Below are 20,110 nucleotides of genomic sequence, written 5' to 3' on the forward strand. Positions count from 1 at the left end.
TATAATAACAAATCAGATCGTTTCCGTATCGATTCTCTTTCTTCCGATCCAATCGTGATGAAAAGATGATGTGAATTACTTTGTTTGTAAAATATTTTATTGACGGCGTTTATCGCCGTTATTTTTGTTTTTTTTAAATATTTCTGTCTTAGGTATTGTTTTATTTATTTAAGGAAAAAAAGTAATAGTATTATTGAACCTGAGGTCTGTTTACGTATTGTTCACATTATTAGGGTGATACCTTAGTGTTTTATTTGATTCCCTCACTCTATTTCCTCACTAAGTGAGGAAATAATTTCAATAAATAAACCCTTAAACAGTTGTTGTTTAAGGGTTTATGTGTAGCGAGAACGAGATTTGAACTCGTGACCTCAGGGTTATGAATCCTGCGCTCTAACCAACTGAGCTATCTCGCCATTGATCCCGAATGGATAACCATCCCTGAATGCGGGTGCAAATATAAAAATAAAATTAATGCATGCAAGTATATTTTTAATAAAAAAAAATATTTTTAAAAACGCTTTTTTTTCGGCGTTATATTTAATATATTTCGAAAAAAATTAAATGTAGCTCATGGATCAAAAAGTACGTTACGAAATCGAATTTCCTATAAATTCTTCGCCTCAGTTATTATATCAATATATATCGACTCCTTCAGGTTTGTCAGAATGGTTTGCCGATAATGTGAATTCTCGCGGTGAGTTTTTTACTTTCATTTGGAATGATTCAGAAGAAAAAGCTAGACTTGCTTCAAAGAAAACAGGTGAAAAAGTAAAATTCAAATGGGTAGATGAGAATAGTAAAGACACGGAATACTTTTTTGAACTGCATATTTTAGTGGATGAGCTTACCAAGGATGTCTCTTTAATGGTGGTTGATTTTGCTGAGAAAGATGAGGTTGACGAAGCTACATTATTGTGGGAAAATCAAATTTCAGACCTTAAACATCTAATTGGTTCTGTATAGTAAAATAGTATTTTATACCTTATATTTGCCCTGAATCAAATTTAGGGCTTTTTTTATGATTAATTTTAATGGGACTTTTGTAGCTGAGGATGCTACTGTATTGACACAAAATCGCGCATTTTTATATGGCGATGCTGTTTTTGAAACGGTTAAATTAGTAGACAATAAAATCCTTTTTCTAGAGGATCATTATTTTAGGCTAATGTCTTCAATGCGTGTCGTTCGAATGGAAATTCCAATGGATTTTACCATGGAATATTTTGAAGCACAAATACTTTCATTGGTCGCAAAAAATCAAGTAGGCAATTCTTCACGTGCTCGAATTACTGTTTATAGAAATGACGGTGGCTATTATCTGCCATTAACGAACACGGTGTCGTTTCTGATCCATGCTACAGCACTAAAAAACACGTTGTATTCTATTGAAAAACTACATTATGAAGTTGATTTGTACAAAGATTTTTACGTTACAAAACAACTGCTTTCGTCTATTAAAACCACTAATAAACTCATAAATATAACTGGAAGTATTTTTGCGAAGGAAAACAGTCTAGAGAATTGTTTGTTATTGAATGACAGTAAAAATGTTGTTGAAGCATTACAAGGAAATATTTTTATGCTGTTGGGCAATAAATTAATTACACCGCCGGTTTCTGAAGGATGCTTAAATGGCGTTATGAGAAAACAAATTCTGAGCTTGGCTAAAAAAATAGAAAATTTAGAAGTTGTAGAGGAAATAATATCACCATTTGACCTGCAAAAAGCAGATGAATTATTTATCACAAATGTCATAAAAGGAATCCAACCAATAACGCAATACCGAAAAAAAGGATTCAGTACGCGTTTAGCAATACAACTAGTAGAAAAACTTAATGAAATGATCCGTAGTACTTAATTTAAGTATGGATTTTCTGGAGCATTGGACCAGATAAGATATTCTCCACCCAATTCCATGATTTGCTCTTTCCAGAAATGTGTTGCTGATTTTCCAATTATTTTATTTTCATAGCTATTTGCAGTTATAATCCAGGAATGACTTTCCATTTCATTTTCTAATTGGTTTTCATTCCAACCTGTATACCCAAGAAAGAAACGGATGTTATCATTATTAATTGCACCTTTATTGATAAGTTCTTTTGTAGACTCAAAATCACCTCCCCAGTATATTCCATTTGAGATTTCGATACTATTGGGAATCAATTCTGGAATGTTATGTATGAAATACAGATTATCTTGTTCAACCGGACCACCATTGTAAATCCTAAATCGCGCATCAATATCCGGGATTAAATCATGTATAGTATATTTCAACGGTTTGTTAATTATAAAACCAACAGAACCTTCTTCATTGTAATCAGCTAATAAAATTACCGATCGGTTGAATGATAGATCCTCAATTATCGTAGGCTCTGCTATAAGCAAATATCCTTTTTTAAGTTTGTCTGTAATCATCGGGATATATTTTTTAATAAAATTAATTTTTTATTATAGTAGTACAAAATAAAGTCGATGAAACGTATAAAAAAACCTTCCATCTGGAAGGTTTTGATTATATTGGGGGAACTAAAATTAGTTTACCGCACCTTCTAATTCTGCACCTGCTTTAAATTTCACTACATTTTTAGCAGCGATTTGAATAGTTTTTCCTGTTTGAGGATTTCTACCGTCTCTAGCAGCTCTAGCAGAAACTGACCAAGATCCGAAACCTACTAAAGATATTCTTCCACCTTTTTTCAAAGTTCCACCTACATTACCTAAAAATGACTCTAAAGCCAATTTTGCAGCAGCTTTAGTAATTCCTGCATCAGCAGCGATAGCATCGATTAATTCTGATTTGTTCATAATAATTAGTTATTAATTGTTGGTTAAAAAAAATTGTTAATACACAAATTTAGTAGGAAATACGTTCCTTGCAAGTGTTTTGCGTGATTTTAGTTTATTTTGTTAATAACTTATATGTTTTGTCAATAAGACAAGAGTTATTTCTTGTTAAAATAATTTGAACACCCGCTTTTGTTGATGTTAATGAGCCTTTGCTTCAGCTGAAAACGTAATTCCATTAAGAAATTCTGGTGTATTCATCTTCTTTTTGCCCGGAAACTGTAAACTTAGCACTTCAATAAATCCATTTTCTACCGCAATCTTCATTTCTTTTTTGGAACAAATTATACTTCCAACAGTGTAATCATGATCTTCTAAAACAATTTTACTTTCATATATTTTTGCATTCCATTGTTCATTTTTGTCTTCAATAAAACACCAAGCCGCAGGATAAGGACTTAAACCTCGAATTAGATTGTTGATTTCTACAGCCGATTTTGTCCAATCGATTTTACAATTCTCTTTATTAAGTTTGTAAGCCGTTTTGATATCGGCAGTATCTTTTTGAATAATTGTCGTGACAGTGTTTTTTTTAATCATTTCCAAAGTGCCAATAACAGTCTTGCTTCCCAAATCCATTAATCGGTCATGCAATTGACCTGCACTTTCGGTTTCATTAATTAGTGTTTCAGTGCTTAAAATCATTGCGCCGGTATCAATTTTATCATCGATAAAAAAAGTAGTCACGCCCGTTTTAGTCTCTCCATTTATTATTGCCCAGTTTATAGGTGCCGCTCCCCGATAGTTCGGTAGGAGCGAGGCGTGTAGATTGAATGTTCCTAAAGTTGGCATTTCCCAAACCACTTTTGGCAACATTCTAAAGGCAACTACGATTTGTAAATTAGCGTTCAACATTTTTAATTCCGATAAAAAAGCTTCCTCTTTAAGATTTACAGGCTGTAATAACGGAAGATTTTTGGCCAATGCATATTCTTTTACAGCGGAATATTTTAATTTTTGTCCACGACCGGCAGGTTTGTCTGCAGCGGTAATGACGCCCACAACGTTGTACTTGTTTTGAAGTATTGTGTCTAATATTCCCACGGCAAATTCAGGCGTTCCCATAAAAACAATTCGTAATTTTTCCATTATGATCTTAAAGTATATTTATTATTTGGTTTAACCAAAATAGTGTTGTTTTCTAATAAGTCTTGGAGTATAGCGATAACTTCCTCCGGGTTATTTTTAGTTCTGTTTTGTATGTCTCTCGAATTTAAATCCTCTAATTGCAATAAAGTGATGATTTCTTTGGAAAGTGAGGTGCACTCTTTTTTCTTTTTTTTCTTGCTAATGCAAAAGGAACAAATTCCACAATCAACGTTTGTTTTTTCTCCAAAATAATTCAATATGAGCTTATTCTTGCACGTCTTTTTTTCGGAAATGAAATTCAGAACGGATTGGAGTTGTTCTTTTTTTAACTGATTTTGGTTTTCTAAATATTTTGAAACCCGACTGATGGTTCTTTCATCTTCGCGAACTTCATTAAAAATCAATGTCGAATCATTATTTTTTGAATGATATTCTATTATGTCTTTTCCTTTCAATTTATGCAAAACAGCTTGTATTTCAGCTTCCTTATGATTTGATTTCTTGGCAATCAATTGTAAGTTGAAAGCGGTTTGCATTTCATAAATTCCGGGATACGTTCGCAATATTGCCAAAATAATTTCCTCATCATTAGGATTTAAGCTCATATAACGAATCACTTCTTTGGAAGGAATTAGAAACTGCAACGTTATTTTTTCAGAGAATTCTTGAGACAAATTAATAATTCCCTGTCTGTCTAGAAATTGCATTGCATTGTACGTTTTCAATGTTGGAAATTCATATTTCAAACAAAAATGATGCAAATTGAATGTAAACTGCTCATTGATTCCTTCTCCGTAAGCAATCTGAAAATAATTGCAGAGTTTGACATACATGAGATTCAAAAATTTTTTATCGGGGAGAATATTTATAAATTGGTTTTTAGCCTGAGCAATATCTGATGGGCTTGTTAATAAAACAGCGTAGGCTTTTTCGCCATTGCGTCCTGCGCGTCCCGCTTCTTGGTAGTAATTTTCTAAATTTTCGGGTAGCTGAACGTGAATTACGGTTTTTACATTGGCTTTGTCAATTCCCATCCCAAAGGCATTCGTTGCTACAATAACTTGCACCTCTTGATTCATCCACAACTGCATGTTCTTATCTTTTTCTTTGGATGGAAGTCCACCGTGATAATAGGTTGCTTTAAATCCTAACGAATTCAGTTGTGCGGAAATATCCAGACAGGATTTTCTGTTTCGAACATAAATGATAGATGATTCCGGATTTTTAGTCAGGATTTGTTCTATTCTGAAAAGTTTATCTTCTACTTCAAAAACCATGTAGGCAATGTTTTCTCTTGCAAATGATTTCTCAAAAACGTTCGCATCCTGCAATCCCAGTTCTGTGATAATTTCTTGTTTGACCTTTGGAGTCGCTGTAGCGGTCAATGCAAGGAACGGTATTTTTGGAAAATGTTTTTTTAATGCTGAAATCTTCAAATACGCTGGTCGGAAATCATGTCCCCATTGGGATACGCAATGTGCTTCATCAATAGTAATTAAATTTATGGGAAGGTTTTTTATTCGTTCAAGAATCCAGTCAGATTGCAAGCGTTCCGGGGATAAATACAGGAATTTATAAGTACCAAACTGGCAGTTGTCCAGTAAATCAATCATTTCGTCAGATCTAATGCCGCCAGTCAATGCAATGGCTTTAATATTTCGCTTTTGCAAATTCGCAACTTGATCTTTCATCAATGCTACCAATGGCGAAATTACCAGACAAATTCCTTCGTTCATCATTGCCGGAATTTGAAAACAGACTGATTTTCCCCCGCCGGTTGGCATCAATGCAAAGGTGTCTTGACCACTTAAAACGGAATCGATAATTTCCTTTTGCAGCGACCTGAATTTGTCGTGTTTCCAATATTTTTGAAGAATAATTAATGCTTCTTGCATAGAGTACAGATTTCAATTCGTAGAAAACATCCCAAATTGTAAATTCAAAAATCACTTAGAAATTTCATCTAAGATAAAAAGAATTCTGTTATCCAAGGTGTTTTTAGGAACTTCTATGAGTTCGTAACCGTAACTTTGATACGTTTCTGTAAGGTGATTGTAAATGAGTTTAGCTTGTTCAAAGTTTTCATAACGTTCGTGATCGCTAATATAAATTTCTTCCCAAGGCGGAAGAATGAAGATTTTTGAATAAGCATGTTCGCGACAAGCAATGTCAAAAGAAGCAGGATAGCTATCGCCGATGTAGTGCATATAAGCCAAAACATCTGGAATTCCTCGGTCAATAAAAACCACTTCATGCGGCTCTTTGGAAGCATTATAAAACTGTTTCTTTCTGCCTTCAAGAAGTAATTCACTAAAGAGCAGTGGTTTTTCAAGGAATAATTGTTCAATTCCTTGTTTTTTTGCTTCCAAAGTTACTTCCCGTGAAATTTCGGGATAACAACAATGTCCTTTGGCTATCAATCCATCGATGATAGTTGTTTTGCCTGTTCCCGGACCGCCAATGATAACTATAATTTCTTTCTGCACTTTTAAAAAATAAAGGGCAAATTTACTTAAACTTATTGGGATTTGAAAAAATGATTGCTGTTAAAATAATATTAGGTAAAAAATCATAATTCAAAATTCATAATTTACTTTTGAAACTGTATATTTGCCTTTATTTTCAAATAAAAAATGGACAAGAACACTCAAGAATTTTATGATAGATTAAAAGTAGAGTTGGACCTGAGCAATACATGGCCGGCAGTGTACTTATTTAAATTTATTGTGCCAACAGAGAATGATAATATCGAACGTGTTCAGTTGGCTTTTGATTGTATGGGAGCGGTTGTAAAAACAACAAAATCGAAGACGGGAAAGTTTACCAGTATATCTGTAGACGTAACCATGAAAGATTCACAAGCAATAGTAGATAAATACCTAGAAGTTTCTACAATTAAGGGGATTATTTCTCTTTAGATATAAAACTAATTTTGATCCATGTACTATCGAATATTTAAATAATTTCGAAAAAGAGCAGGTTAGATCAAAAAATATACATTCCAATATGAATTCAAAATATATTAAAGAAAACTCGAATGATGTGGTTCACCATTTGGAATATAATGCAGAAAGATCGCATTTAATTATTCCAGAATATGGACGCCATTTGCAAAAACTAATTGATCAGGCGACGAAAATTGAAGATGATGTAGAACGCAACAAAGCGGCAAAATACATTATTCAGGTTATGGGAAGCTTGAATCCACATTTGCGTGATGTCCCTGATTTTCAGCACAAGTTATGGGATCAGATTTTTATTATGTCTGATTTTAAATTGGTAGCTGATTCACCCTATCCAATTCCATCCCGTGAAGTTTTACAATTGAAGCCGGATGTGCTAAGTTATCCTCAGAATTTTCCAAAATACAGGTATTATGGCAACAATATAAAATACATGATTGATGTAGCCAATAAATGGGAAGATGGTGAAATGAAAAGTGCTTTAGTGAAAGTTATCGCTAATCACATGAAAAAATCCTATTTGAGTTGGAACAAAGACACGGTGAAGGACGATGTTATTTTTGAACATTTATTTGAATTGTCAGGCGGCAAATTGAATTTGATTCAAAGTACCGAAGAGCTTCTTAATACGACAGATTTATTACGAACCAACAAGCGAGTTTCTAATAAAATCTCACCGGTAGGACCTCCAAAAATTCAAAGTAATAAGAATACAAAAACAGGAAAACCAAATCCGATACACAAAAACCAAAACAGAAAACCTTTATAAGTCAGTTATGATATAGGTGTCATAAGTTCTGAACTTTTTTAACAGTAACTTTTAGCCCGTAACTTTTTAACGGATAATTAATAATTTATAACTCATAACTGTAAAAAATGGGAATTTTTAAAATAGAAGGCGGTATTAGTCTTAAAGGAGAAATCACACCACAAGGAGCCAAAAATGAAGCACTGCAAATTTTATGTGCAGTTCTTTTGACTCCTGAAAAAGTGACCATTAATAATATTCCTGATATTATTGACATTAACAAACTAATTACACTTTTAGGAAATTTAGGCGTTAAAATCCACAAAACAGGATCTGGCTCGTATACATTTCAAGCTGATGAAGTAAATATTCAGTATTTAGAAACCGAAGCATTTAAGAAAGAAGGCGGTTCTCTTCGCGGATCTATTATGATTGTTGGACCGCTTTTGGCACGTTTTGGAAAAGGATATATTCCAAAACCAGGTGGAGATAAAATTGGACGTAGAAGATTGGATACTCACTTTGAAGGATTTATAAATCTTGGAGCAAAATTCCGTTACAACAGAGAAGATCATTTTTATGGGGTAGAAGCACCGAAAGGACTTAAAGGTGCTGATATGTTGTTGGATGAAGCATCGGTAACCGGGACAGCTAATATTGTTATGGCTGCGGTTTTGGCCAAAGGAAAAACTACAGTTTATAACGCTGCTTGTGAGCCTTATTTGCAACAATTATGTAAAATGTTAAACTCCATGGGAGCTAAAATTACAGGGGTTGGATCTAACTTATTGAGCATTGAAGGTGTTGAAAGTTTAAGCGGTTGTGAACATAGAATTCTACCCGATATGATTGAAATAGGCAGTTGGATTGGTCTTGCTGCAATGACAAAATCAGAAATTACAATAAAAAATGTAAGTTGGGAAAACCTTGGCGTTATACCTACTACTTTCAGAAAACTTGGAATTACACTAGAACGCAAAGGAGATGATATTTACATTCCTGCTCACGTAAATGGGTATGAAGTAAAAACGGATATTGACGGATCTATTTTAACAATTTCCGATGCTCCTTGGCCTGGATTTACCCCTGATTTATTGAGTATTGTTCTCGTAGTTGCTACGCAAGCTAGAGGTGATGTCTTGATTCATCAAAAAATGTTTGAAAGCCGACTGTTCTTTGTGGATAAATTAATTGATATGGGAGCTAAAATTATGTTGTGTGATCCACACCGTGCCGTTGTTATGGGACATGATTTCAAATCACAATTGAAAGCCACAACAATGTCTTCACCAGATATTCGTGCTGGCATCTCCTTATTGATTGCAGCGCTTTCAGCAAAAGGAACGAGTACTATTCAAAATATTGAACAAATCGATAGAGGGTACGAACACATTGACGAACGATTGAGAGCTATTGGAGCTAATATTGTACGCGCATAAAGCAAACAAATAATTACAAAAATTCGTTTAAGTAAGCCAAACAGGATTTGAATCTAATTATTCAATACGGTTTACTTAAGCGTTTTTAATTTTAATTAATCTTTAGGAAAAGCTTATGTCAATAGAACAAACAGCGATAAAGGCCACTTATTTCAGTATTATTGGAAATACATCGTTGGCCATTATTAAGGGTCTGGCAGGTTTTTTTGGGAATTCATATGCTTTAATAGCAGATGCAATTGAATCGACTACTGATATTTTTGCTTCATTTTTAGTCTTATTTGGAATCAAATACTCTAATAAACCTGCGGATAAAAATCATCCTTATGGTCACGGAAGGGCAGAACCTTTAATCACCTTTTTGGTTGTTGGTTTTCTAATCACTTCGGCCACCATTATTGCGTATGAAAGTATCATTAATATTGGAACCCCACATCAATTGCCAAAACCTTGGACATTAATTGTTCTCGGGGCAATAATTATTTGGAAAGAATATTCCTTTCGATTAGTGATGAAAAGGAGTATTCAAACGAATAGTTCTTCATTACGAGCTGACGCGTGGCACCACCGCAGCGATGCAATAACATCTGTGGCGGCATTTCTTGGGATTTCAATTGCTTTGATTTTAGGGAATGGGTACGAATCAGCCGATGATTGGGCCGCACTTTTTGCTTCTGGATTCATTCTTTACAATAGCTATCAAATATTTCGACCTGCTTTGGGCGAAATAATGGATGAACATTTATATGATGATCTGATAAAGCAAATTCGAATAGTTTCACTTCAAGTAGAAGGAATAATTGATACCGAAAAATGTTTTATTCGAAAAGCAGGGATGCAATATCATGTTGATTTACATGCAATTGTAGACTCGAATATTTCTGTAAAAGAAGGACATGACTTAGCTCATAAACTCAAAGATACCTTGCAAAATCAAATGCCGGAATTAGGTCACGTTTTGATTCATGTGGAACCGAATTAATTCAATTATTTAAACCTTATAATATTTAAAAAAGGCACAAGAAAATTGTTTCTTGTGCCTTTTTTAAATACTAAACTATTTATTGCTGAAGTTTTTATTCCAATATATTTAAAAACTTAAGTCCAAAAACAACACCGTCACCTTGAAAACCATTTTGGTACGAACGTACATAATCAACACGTAGCATTTTAAATTTTCCAAAACCTAAATTGTCAAGGCCAACTGTGATTTCAGTATAAGGGTTGTTATTTGGTGTAGAAAGTGCGTGAGCGCCCAGTATTAAAATTGATTTTAATTTATTCAACAATGGTATTTTATTCATGATATAGCCTTGGTCATTGTATTCCGTATGGGCTTCAAAATAGCTGTTATTTGTACTGTTAGAATAATATGGGAGCAAGTTAAATACATTCAAATAGCGTGCTGCCTGACCTATGTGTGTTTGATTGCCATTAAAGTGTTTGTAATCTACAAAGGAGATATTCTCAGCATTCAAAAATTTTCCGGCTTTTAGATTCAATCCTAGAATTCCCTTATTTCCCATTGTCAAATCATATGTTAGTCGGGTACTGAAGTGGTCGAACTCATATTTTTTTTCGTTCGCCGCAATTGCTTTTTCATAGCCCACATAAAGAGTTGGATATTTTTCATTTCGGATGTTAAATTTCCCATCGGGACGAGAGGAATATTTGTTTCCAAAATTGATTTTTGCAAGCAAATTAATTTTCGTCAAATGGTGTTTTTCAAATGCTGGAGTGTTAAAATCATCCGGTGCCAAAGGGTTATTAGAAGTATATAAATCATCCTTGTTAAAGTAAGAAAAAGCGGTGTTGTTGAATAATGGTTTGCGTTGCTGGTAGTCTATCTTTCCATTTAGATTCACTCCATTTGCAACATCCTGGCTGTAGCCAATTGCCGCCGATTCTAGGTTGTACAGCTTCATGAAATTGTTCTTGAATGCCAATGAACTTATCGTGTTTATCGCTTTACTGATGGGTTCATTCGGATTAAATTGCTTTACAGAACTTCCTGCTGTCAGATATAAAGTAGCATAATTCTTATTATTGAACCGATGGATAAATTGTCCCGTTGCACGCAAGCGATCTTCAGCAAAACCGTAATTGAGTTTTGTGCTTATTGACGTGTATATCCCTTTATTTTCTTGATTTTTCCAGTTGGTGTATCGAAACCCAGAATCAAAATTATAACCTTGTACGGTATTGAAACTTAAAGAACCCAGATTTAGTAATCCTTCATAACTAAAGGAATTTTTCTCTGAGCTATTTCTATATGTATAGCCGCTCAGTATCTTCATTAGTTTGAATTTATTTTCTTTAGTGTCAATAGAATCTAAATATTTTTTAGAATTTCGAACCTTGTAAATACTGTCTTTTCGAATGTAATCACTGCTTTCTTCGATGGTTAAAGGAATGGGTCTGCTGCTATTCCAAAAAATAGAATCTTTTTTATTTGAATTTATTTCAACACTAGTAATTTCATTTGTAAACGTTTTTTTTGCAAAGGAGTTTACAAATTCATAATTACTGTATACATAGGTATATTTTCCAATTAATTTTATGCCAAAAGCTCCGGCTGCAATATCAAGACTTTGAGTGTTTTTTGCCCAAATGGCATTACTTTTATTGTAACTAAAGTTTTGTTTTAAAGTCATGACATCGACTAACTCCTCTTTCATTCGGTATCCTTTAATGTCCAAGTCAACGGCATATATGGCCCAAGAATCTTCAACAATATAAACGTAGCCTTCAAAAACAGGTTCGCTGTCACGTTTTGGAATAACTTTTATTTTATTAACCAAATGATTATTGGCATCATAAAACGTACTCTCTAATTTGTATTTATAATAATTGAAAGCATTAATTGCGATAGGAGAAATCATATTAACTCCAAAGTCAATCGTGTTATCATAGAAGTCATAAAACGAAGATCTGGCCGTATTGTAGCTGTAACCGTTATCTTTTCCACTTACTTTAGAGGCGGTTACGACTTCTCTTAAATTATTGGGTTTCTCAAAAGTAATTTTAGAAAAAGTCTCTGACAATGAAATAATCCCCGTTCCTGTAGAATCCAAAGAACCATTTAGATCCCCAATTTTTTGACCAAATATTTTTTTAGGAGTATTTTTTAGTTTGAAAATGCCGCGGGAGTAAAAATCGGCATTAAATCGTGCTGTTTTTTGGGTGTTTTCTTTTTTGCTGGCAATTGCCTTTTTTATGATAGCAATAGCAGGATTAATTTTAGTGTTGATTACCACTTCATTCAATGAAAAGCTTTCTTCCATCATTCTGATATCAAAAGAATAGGGTAACTTATCCGTCTGAATTGTTATTTTCTGCGTTTTAAAACCTAAAAATTGAAATACAACGGTTTGCTTTTCCATTTTCTTCAAGTTTAATTCATATTTCCCTACTTCATTTGAGGTAGTTCCATTATAGGTTTCTTCTTGAAAAATAGTAACAAAAGGGAGAGGATTCCCTTTTTCATCAGAAACGGTTCCTTTTATTTGTGCATAGTTGGTAAGGGATACCAATGATATTAGAAGTAAGTAGTATTTTCTCATGAAAGTTTTTTCTTTCACAAAAATAGAAGAAGTTTAAAAAGAGGCTATTAATTATTTGTTAAACATTTATTAGAATATTTTTATTTTAATTTGGAGCTTACAAGAAAGATTGGATCGCCAATTCATAACTTTTTAAACCAAAACCTAAAATGACTCCTTTTGCATTTCCAGAAATATAGGACTGGTGTCTAAAACTTTCCCGTGAAAACGTATTCGAGATATGGACTTCAATAACTGGAGTTGTAATAGCTTTAATAGCATCTCCAATGCCAATAGAAGTATGGGTGTAGGCGCCTGCATTGAGAATAATGCCGTCGTTAGAAAAACCAAATTCTTGAATTTTATCGATCAGTTCACCTTCAATGTTACTTTGAAAATAAGTAAATTCAATAGTTGGAAATTTTATTTGTAAAGTTGTAAAATATTCTTCAAAAGTTAAACTTCCGTACACTTCTGGTTCGCGTTTTCCCAAAAGATTAAGATTTGGTCCGTTGATGATACTAATTTTCATAATTCTAGTTTTTGTAAAAATAAAAAAACCGTTCTAATTTAAAGAACGGTTTTGATAAATTAATTTTTTATTGGAATTAGAACGTAAATCCAGCTGATATTTGCACAACAGAATTTTTAACTTCAGCCGTTTTCGACGCTTCGGTTAATCCTAATACGTAGCGACCTTGTAGAAAAAAGTGTTTCGTAATATTAAATCCTAATCCGCCTGCAACACCAAACTCAAACGTTTCAGCGTTTTCTACGTCAAAATTATTTCTTTCACTTAATAAAAAGGAAGCTTGTGGTCCAAGATCCAGACTGACCGTTTTATTCAAATGAATTTTGGCTAGCACGGGGATAGACAAATAACCCAATTCATTTTTGAATTCTTCAAAAGCATTTTTATAAGTTGCGCCTTGAGTCGAATACAACAGTTCGGGCTGAATAGAAAAACCGTCCGTTAATTTAAGTTCAGCTACTAATCCTACGTGATAACTAGTTATACCATCAGTTTGGTAATTGTCACTATTTATTGTAATATCACTACCAGTTTGGTTCGCATAGTTTAAACCACCTTTAAGACCAAACTTTACCAATTGTGCTTGCATGTCAACAGACGCGGCAAGAAGTACTACAGCAACAAGAATTATTCTTTTCATAATTTTTTTTTTAATATTAATAATTAAATTGGAACTTTTACTTAAAACTATTTTGTTTAAGTATTATTGTCTAATTTTTCTTAAATACAATTCTTGCAAAAATTAGTCCAAAAAATTGTTAAAGCAATATTAATTGTCCGATTTTGACTGGTTTTTTATGTTTTAAAATGCAATAAAAATATAAAGGTAACACAATCAATTACTTGGGAACTATATTTCTATTGTTGTTGCTCTGATTTATTTAATGCACAATGAGTTTTTATTTCAGATAAGTTGTTTCCTATTTTTAATCAAAAGATGTTAATAACTTATAATAGGTAAGAAGTGTATTACTTTAAATATAGTTACTTTTATAGTATTATTAACAATTAAACATTAAAGATGAAAAGAATTATTTTAGTAATACTCGTTACTTTGCTTGGCTTCAACGGTTATTCGCAAAAAAAAGACGGTTTTAGAGTGGGTTTAGATTTAGGTGTTGTGCCCTCAAATGGAGGAGGAGGTATCTTAATATCATTGGAACCTAAATACAATATTCAGGATAATATGAATGTGGGTTTAAGAATGGGTGTTGCAGCAATAGTTCGTGATGTTGAAAGTACTAATGGCGAAATTGACAATGCTAAACTTTCAGCGAGTAGTTCATTTGTAGGAACGTATGATTATTATTTTAATGCATCAGGAAAATCGTTCGTTCCGTACGTAGGAGGAGGAGCGGGTTATTACGCTGTCGGAAATGTCGAATTTAATGAAGCGGATGTTAATGCTGGAACTGAATTGCAACCCAAAGCGAGCGGAGTATTTGGCGGTTTGGTTAGAGCAGGTTTTGAATGGGGAAAATTTAGAATGGGATTGGAATATAATTTAGTTCCTGACACTACGTTAGAAGATTCTAATGGAGCGAATAAAGGTTCAGTTGCAAATTCTTATTTAGGAATTCATATCGGATTTTATCTAGGAGGAGGGAAATGGGGAAAATAACCGATTATTCTATAAAATTTTTTTAAAACCACTCTTCGTAGGGGTTTTTTTATGCTCAAAAAAGCGTTACTTTGCAGCTATGAACTGGATTTCCTGCATAAAAAGTTATCAATCCTACTTGAAAATTGAACGCGGTTTGTCTAAGAATACGATCGATAATTATTCTTTTGATATTGAACGGTTATGTCTGTTTTTGACTAAAAATAAAATTGTAGTTACGCCGATTAAAATTGGAGAAGAAACGGTGCAGCAATTTATCTATAGTGTGGCTAAGGAAGTCAATCCACGTTCACAGGCCAGAATCATATCAGGTCTTAAAAGTTTTTTTAGTTATTTGATATTTGAAGATTATCGCCAAGACAATCCATTAGAACTTATTGAAACTCCTAAAACGGGCAGAAAGCTTCCAGACACTTTATCGGTGGATGAGATTGATAGCCTTATTTTCGCTGTAGATCTAACCACTAATGAAGGAGAACGCAATCGCGCCATGCTGGAAACCCTTTATGGTTGCGGATTACGGGTTTCAGAACTTGTTTCTTTAAAAATTTCCGACTTATTCTTTGAGGAAGAGTTTATTAAAATAACGGGTAAGGGGAATAAGCAACGTTTTGTACCAATTAGTGATTTGACGCAGAAATACATTCAAATCTACAGGAACTCTATTAGAAAGCATATCACAATTCAAAAAGGTTTTGAGGACACCCTCTTTTTAAACAGAAGAGGAAAACAGTTAACCAGAGCTATGATTTTTACAATTATTAAAAACTTGGCAGTAAAAATAGAGCTGAAGAAAACGATAAGTCCGCATACTTTCAGGCATTCTTTTGCCACTCATCTTTTAGAAAACGGGGCTGATTTACGCTCTATACAATTGATGCTTGGACATGAATCGATAACAACAACAGAAATATATGTGCATCTTGACAGAAAGTTTTTGACACAGGTTTTGAATTCATTTCATCCCAGAAAATAAAATTGGGTGATAATTTCTAAATTTAGCACGGAGAAACAAGAAATAGTTACTTATTGAATGTAAAGCGAGATTTTTAAAAATGCAGTTTAACATCGCATTGAACTGGCACAATTTTAATAATAGGCTGACAAATAAAAGAATATACTTTAAATTGTATTGGATTAAAATATTATAAAAAAATAGATGGTTTTTGATTTATCCCAGAACGAAAATTGCCAAGAGGTAAATGATTTTTACAGTAAATTATTTAAAGAAATTCCCGATTTAATTTTTGAATTTGTGATTGCTCCTAACAATACCTATTTATTTCCTTTAGTCAGTAAATCGGTAAACGATTTTTTTGAGTTGTCTTCAGACCATTTTGTCGACAGAGATAAGTTTTTTATTTATGACAGGATATTTGAAGCGGATCGATTGCCGTTTTTTCAGTCCCTGGTAAATGCTAAACGAAACATAGCGCGATGGGATTTTGAGTTTCGAGTTTTATTGCCTGCAAAAGGATTGAGATGGCTCAAAGTTTCTTCAAAACCAGAATTGTATCCTGATGGAAATATTGCTTTTTATGGAAGAATTTCAGATGTAACAGACATAAAAGAACAGGAAATCAAACTTAGAATTTCTGAAGAACGTTTTAAATTTGCTCTTGAAGCATCAACAGCCGGAGTATGGGACTGGGATTTGAGGACTAATAAAGTTTTTTATTCCTCGCAATCAATGAAAATCCTTGAGCAGGAGTCCTTGGATATTTTTGATAATCCAGAACGTTGGGACGAAATTGTGCATCCCGATGATTTAGAAAAATATTACGCTGAAATTCAGGATCATTTTGATAATAAAACACCTTTTTATGAAAATCACCACCGTGTGTTGACTTCCAGCGGTAAATACAAATGGATTTTGGACAAAGGAAAAGTAATTGAACGTGATCAAGATGGAAAACCGTGGAGAGTCATCGGTACTCATACTGATATCTCTTCACAAAAAGAAAAAGAATTAGAGTTAGTAAGAACTATGGAATTGTATAGTCAGCAAAATAGCCGACTATTGAATTTTTCGCATATTGTTTCCCATAATCTAAATACGCAAGCGGGTAATATTAAATCACTTTTAGACATTATAGATGGTGATGATGATGTAGAGAGTAACAAAGAAATGTTATCTCATTTACGCACTGTTTCGAATGATTTAAACGAAACTATAGCAAATTTGACCCAGCTGGTACTCATACAAAGTAATTCGAACATTCCGATTAAATCATTAGACTTAAATGTGTATTTAAATAAAACGTTGGACTTAATCAAGAATTTAAAAAATTATAATCTGGTAACCATCATAAAGGATATTCCTGAGGGCGTTTTTGTCGATTTTAATCCGGCATACTTAGAAAGTGTTTTGCTGAATTTTACAACAAATGCGATAAAATATTCCAAATTGAATAATCCTATTGTGATAAAGTACGCGTTTTCAATCGAAAACGCTAAGAAAACCTTATCAATTTCGGACAACGGATTAGGCATCGATTTGAAAAAATATGGAGATTCGCTTTTTGGGTTGTACAAAACATTTCACAAGCATGAAGAAGCCAGGGGATTAGGATTGCATCTTACAAAAAATCAAATAGAATCGATGAAAGGAACTGTTTCTGTCGAAAGTGAAGTTGGCGTTGGAACTACTTTTAAAATTATTTTCAACGACAGCGGGAATAATCAATAAATGGGTTTCAATTAATAAACTAAATATTTTTTAAAGCAAAACGACTTATAAAAAGGCAAAAAAAAACTTCTCAGTGATGAGAAGTTTTTTTTATAAGGTTTAAATCAAATATATTATTTAGCAATATTTACAGCTCTTGTTTCACGTATAACAGTTACTTTGACCTGTCCAGGATACGTCATTTCCGTTTGGATTTTTTGTGAAATATCAAAAGATAAGCTAGCGGCGTTTTCATCCGAAACTTTTTCGCTTTCCACAATTACACGAAGTTCTCTACCTGCTTGAATTGCATAAGCATTTTTCACACCGCTGAATCCGTACGCTACTTCTTCAAGATCTTTTAGACGTTGAATGTAAGAATCCAATACTTGTCTTCTCGCTCCTGGTCTTGCGCCTGAAATAGCATCACAAACCTGAATGATTGGCGATAATAATGATTTCATTTCTATTTCATCATGGTGTGCACCAATAGCGTTGCAAACCTCTTCTTTTTCACCATATTTCTCTGCCCATTGCATTCCTAATAATGCATGTGGTAAATCACTTTCAGCATCTGGTACTTTACCAATATCGTGCAATAAACCAGCTCTCTTAGCCAGTTTTACGTTAAGACCAAGTTCAGCTGCCATGATTCCACAAAGTTTAGAAACTTCACGGGAGTGTTGTAATAAATTCTGTCCGTAAGAAGAACGGTATTTCATACGACCTACCACTTTAATCAATTCAGGATGTAATCCGTGAATTCCTAAATCAATTACGGTACGTTTACCCACTTCTATAATTTCATCATCAATTTGCTTCGCAGTTTTGGCAACTACTTCTTCAATACGTGCCGGATGAATTCTTCCGTCAGTTACTAATTTGTGTAATGCTAAACGCGCAATTTCTCTACGCACAGGATCAAAACAAGAAAGTATAATAGCTTCCGGCGTATCATCGACAATGATTTCCACTCCAGTTGCAGCTTCTAGCGCACGGATATTTCTACCTTCACGACCAATGATTCTACCTTTTACGTCATCGGATTCAATGTTAAATACCGAAACACAGTTTTCTACTGCTTCTTCTGTACCAACTCGTTGAATGGTATTGATAATGATTTTCTTAGCTTCTTGTTGTGCGGTCAGTTTAGCCTCTTCAATAGTGTCTTGAATATGAGACATTGCTTTGCTTTTTGCTTCAGCTTTCAGTCCTTCTACTAATTGATCTTTAGCTTCTTCAGCAGATAAACCAGAGATGACTTCCAGTTGTTGCAGTTGACTTTTATGTAATTTGTCAACTTCCGTTTGTTTCTTATCGAGATTATCAATTTTAGTGGTGTATTCTAAAGTTTTGGATTCAAAATCATCGTTTACTTTTTTAGCTTTTGATAATTCATTCGAAATTTGAGATTCTTTATCGCGTACTCTTTTTTCTATTTCAGCAACTTTTTTGTCACGGGATAAAATAACTTGTTCGTGGTCTGATTTTAATTCAATAAATTTTTCTTTTGCTTGAAGAATTTTATCTTTTTTTATGTTTTCAGCTTCCAGATTTGCATCTTTCAAAATGGATGATGCCTCTTTTTTTGCGTTTTTAATTAAGTTTGAAATATTGCTTTTTTCTATCAATTTGGCGATAGCAAAACCTCCCGCAATACCTATAATTCCTGAAATAATAATCGTTAATATGTTGTCCATGTTTGTTAAAATTTATATATAAAAAAGCCTACATTAGAGTGAATTGAATAAACTCGAAAAGACAAGTTTTGAGCTAACTCACTGTTCAAGTTTCCTCGCCGAAGCGTGGCATGCTTTAGTAGTGATGATTTGCTCATTCTAAATTGTTAGTGTTGAGTTTACCAAATGTGAACTAATGTAGGCAGTATCTTAGTTTTTGTAAAGAACGTTTATTTGTCGAGATATTGATCTAAAATCGCATTGATTTTTTTAATTCTTTCGATGGTTGCTTCTCCATCTGTAGCTTTATCAATTTGTTTTTGTTCCGTTAGCGAGGCAAATTGTAAAGCACACATTGCTAAAACATCTTGCTTGTCACGAACAGCATAATTTTCTTCAAATTGCTTAATCATCGTATCAATTTTTTTAGAAGCGCTTCTGAGGCCTTCTTCCTGAGAGAAATCAACCGTTAACGGGTAGACTCTGTCTGCGATTGATATTTTAATTTTTAGCTTTTCGTCCATATCTTTTATTAATCGGATAGCTGTGCTATACAATAATCAATTTCGCGAATTAATGCATTTATTTTAAGCTTCGTATCTCTTTTATTATCGTCACTGCCTAGTAATGTATTTGCAACTTTGAGTGTTTCATACTGCGTTTTTAACGCTTCAATCTCCAGGGATTGCATTTGTATAAGGGATGCAGCTTTTGTTAATTCGTTTTTCAAATCTTGATTGTTTTTCTCCAAACCTTTCATTTTTAAAAAAAGTTTTTCAATCTTACTTTCAAGAGAATCAATAATTTCTGCAATTGCACTCATTATCTATCTTATTCATTACATAATCATACAAAGTTAGTATTCCTTTTTAATTTTGCAATATTTTATTATTTTTTTTGCATTAAATTAGTTAAATATCAGTTTTACAAATGATTACGAACTATTTTTTTTAGCGCTGTTTTGAATACTTTTTTTATCTTA

General features: G+C 33.3%; 20 protein-coding genes and 1 tRNA gene. 9 read left to right on the forward strand and 12 right to left on the reverse strand.

All coding sequences use genetic code 11. From position 1 onward, the window contains the following. Positions 1–342: 342 nt before the first annotated feature. Positions 343–416: transfer RNA gene (locus ACNQGJ_RS11535), tRNA-Met, on the reverse strand. 157 nt (positions 417–573) lie between these two features. On the opposite strand from ACNQGJ_RS11535, the gene ACNQGJ_RS11540 reads away from it, so the two are divergent. Together ACNQGJ_RS11540 and ACNQGJ_RS11545 are read left to right on the forward strand one after the other, a co-directional pair. Then, positions 574–966: an START-like domain-containing protein gene (locus ACNQGJ_RS11540; protein ID WP_417972887.1), complete on the forward strand. Its 393-nt coding sequence runs from the start codon at positions 574–576 to the stop codon at positions 964–966. Between the two features lie 55 nt (positions 967–1,021). Further along, entirely contained in the window at positions 1,022–1,861 is an 840-nt protein-coding gene (locus ACNQGJ_RS11545) for an aminotransferase class IV (protein ID WP_417972889.1), read from the forward strand. Here ACNQGJ_RS11545 and ACNQGJ_RS11550 read toward each other — a convergent pair. From ACNQGJ_RS11550 to ACNQGJ_RS11570, 5 genes are all read right to left on the reverse strand, one after another. Further along, the gene (locus ACNQGJ_RS11550; RefSeq protein WP_417972891.1) at positions 1,858–2,418 is read right to left on the reverse strand and encodes a YqgE/AlgH family protein; all 561 of its coding nucleotides are present in this window, start codon (positions 2,416–2,418) and stop codon (positions 1,858–1,860) included. The genes ACNQGJ_RS11545 and ACNQGJ_RS11550 overlap by 4 nt on opposite strands. Before the next feature lie 117 nt (positions 2,419–2,535). Further along, positions 2,536–2,808 carry an HU family DNA-binding protein gene (locus ACNQGJ_RS11555; protein ID WP_417972893.1) on the reverse strand — a complete coding sequence of 91 codons (273 nt, stop codon included), beginning with the start codon at positions 2,806–2,808 and terminating at the stop codon, positions 2,536–2,538. A gap of 180 nt (positions 2,809–2,988) precedes the next feature. Continuing rightward, entirely contained in the window at positions 2,989–3,936 is a 948-nt protein-coding gene (fmt, locus tag ACNQGJ_RS11560) for a methionyl-tRNA formyltransferase (protein ID WP_417972895.1), read from the reverse strand. Further along, on the reverse strand, positions 3,936–5,831 hold the full coding sequence (locus ACNQGJ_RS11565; RefSeq protein ID WP_417972897.1) for a RecQ family ATP-dependent DNA helicase: 1,896 nt from the start codon (positions 5,829–5,831) through the stop codon (positions 3,936–3,938). The genes fmt and ACNQGJ_RS11565 overlap by 1 nt, the downstream gene beginning before the upstream one ends. 51 nt (positions 5,832–5,882) lie before the next feature. After that, positions 5,883–6,422, reverse strand: a complete 540-nt coding sequence (locus tag ACNQGJ_RS11570) for an AAA family ATPase (RefSeq protein ID WP_417972899.1) — start codon at positions 6,420–6,422, stop codon at positions 5,883–5,885. A gap of 147 nt (positions 6,423–6,569) precedes the next feature. Here ACNQGJ_RS11570 and ACNQGJ_RS11575 point away from each other — a divergent pair, with 147 nt between their 5' ends. The 4 genes from ACNQGJ_RS11575 to ACNQGJ_RS11590 all read left to right on the forward strand — a co-directional run bounded on the left by ACNQGJ_RS11575 (position 6,570) and on the right by ACNQGJ_RS11590 (position 10,068). Next, positions 6,570–6,854 carry a DUF493 family protein gene (locus ACNQGJ_RS11575; protein ID WP_417972901.1) on the forward strand — a complete coding sequence of 95 codons (285 nt, stop codon included), beginning with the start codon at positions 6,570–6,572 and terminating at the stop codon, positions 6,852–6,854. A gap of 88 nt (positions 6,855–6,942) precedes the next feature. Beyond that, positions 6,943–7,668, forward strand: a complete 726-nt coding sequence (locus ACNQGJ_RS11580) for a DUF4290 domain-containing protein (RefSeq protein WP_417972903.1) — start codon at positions 6,943–6,945, stop codon at positions 7,666–7,668. 107 nt (positions 7,669–7,775) lie between these two features. Beyond that, positions 7,776–9,086: a UDP-N-acetylglucosamine 1-carboxyvinyltransferase gene (gene murA, locus ACNQGJ_RS11585; RefSeq protein WP_417972905.1), complete on the forward strand. Its 1,311-nt coding sequence runs from the start codon at positions 7,776–7,778 to the stop codon at positions 9,084–9,086. A 115-nt stretch (positions 9,087–9,201) separates the two neighbouring features. After that, positions 9,202–10,068 carry a cation diffusion facilitator family transporter gene (locus ACNQGJ_RS11590; protein WP_417972907.1) on the forward strand — a complete coding sequence of 289 codons (867 nt, stop codon included), beginning with the start codon at positions 9,202–9,204 and terminating at the stop codon, positions 10,066–10,068. Positions 10,069–10,162: 94 nt separating this feature from the next. Here ACNQGJ_RS11590 and ACNQGJ_RS11595 read toward each other — a convergent pair whose 3' ends face one another. The 3 genes from ACNQGJ_RS11595 to ACNQGJ_RS11605 form a co-directional block, all read right to left on the reverse strand. After that, positions 10,163–12,649, reverse strand: coding sequence for a DUF5686 and carboxypeptidase regulatory-like domain-containing protein (locus tag ACNQGJ_RS11595; protein ID WP_417972909.1), 2,487 nt, complete (start codon positions 12,647–12,649; stop codon positions 10,163–10,165). A gap of 97 nt (positions 12,650–12,746) precedes the next feature. After that, a complete protein-coding gene (gene aroQ / locus ACNQGJ_RS11600; RefSeq protein WP_417972911.1) occupies positions 12,747–13,160 on the reverse strand; it encodes a type II 3-dehydroquinate dehydratase in 414 nt (137 codons plus the stop codon). Positions 13,161–13,236: 76 nt separating this feature from the next. After that, on the reverse strand, positions 13,237–13,800 hold the full coding sequence (locus ACNQGJ_RS11605; RefSeq protein ID WP_417972913.1) for a porin family protein: 564 nt from the start codon (positions 13,798–13,800) through the stop codon (positions 13,237–13,239). 381 nt (positions 13,801–14,181) lie between these two features. On the opposite strand from ACNQGJ_RS11605, the gene ACNQGJ_RS11610 reads away from it, so the two are divergent. From ACNQGJ_RS11610 to ACNQGJ_RS11620, 3 genes are all read left to right on the forward strand, one after another. After that, a complete protein-coding gene (locus ACNQGJ_RS11610) occupies positions 14,182–14,781 on the forward strand; it encodes a hypothetical protein (RefSeq protein WP_417972915.1) in 600 nt (199 codons plus the stop codon). A gap of 79 nt (positions 14,782–14,860) precedes the next feature. Continuing rightward, entirely contained in the window at positions 14,861–15,757 is an 897-nt protein-coding gene (gene xerD, locus ACNQGJ_RS11615) for a site-specific tyrosine recombinase XerD (RefSeq protein WP_417972917.1), read from the forward strand. Positions 15,758–15,940: 183 nt separating this feature from the next. Continuing rightward, entirely contained in the window at positions 15,941–17,470 is a 1,530-nt protein-coding gene (locus ACNQGJ_RS11620; RefSeq protein WP_417972919.1) for a PAS domain-containing sensor histidine kinase, read from the forward strand. 113 nt (positions 17,471–17,583) lie between these two features. On the opposite strand, the gene rny is transcribed toward ACNQGJ_RS11620, so the two are convergent. From rny to ACNQGJ_RS11635, 3 genes are all read right to left on the reverse strand, one after another. Continuing rightward, the gene (gene rny / locus ACNQGJ_RS11625) at positions 17,584–19,149 is read right to left on the reverse strand and encodes a ribonuclease Y (RefSeq protein ID WP_417972921.1); all 1,566 of its coding nucleotides are present in this window, start codon (positions 19,147–19,149) and stop codon (positions 17,584–17,586) included. Between the two features lie 209 nt (positions 19,150–19,358). Continuing rightward, positions 19,359–19,652 (reverse strand): cell division protein ZapA, encoded by a 294-nt coding sequence (locus ACNQGJ_RS11630; protein WP_417972923.1) that lies wholly within the window; start codon positions 19,650–19,652, stop codon positions 19,359–19,361. A gap of 8 nt (positions 19,653–19,660) precedes the next feature. After that, complete coding sequence (locus ACNQGJ_RS11635; RefSeq protein ID WP_417972925.1) at positions 19,661–19,951, reverse strand: hypothetical protein; 291 nt, start codon at positions 19,949–19,951, stop codon at positions 19,661–19,663. Positions 19,952–20,110 lie beyond the last annotated feature (159 nt).

This window comes from Flavobacterium cryophilum, assembly GCF_048286555.1.
Lineage (GTDB): Bacteria > Bacteroidota > Bacteroidia > Flavobacteriales > Flavobacteriaceae > Flavobacterium.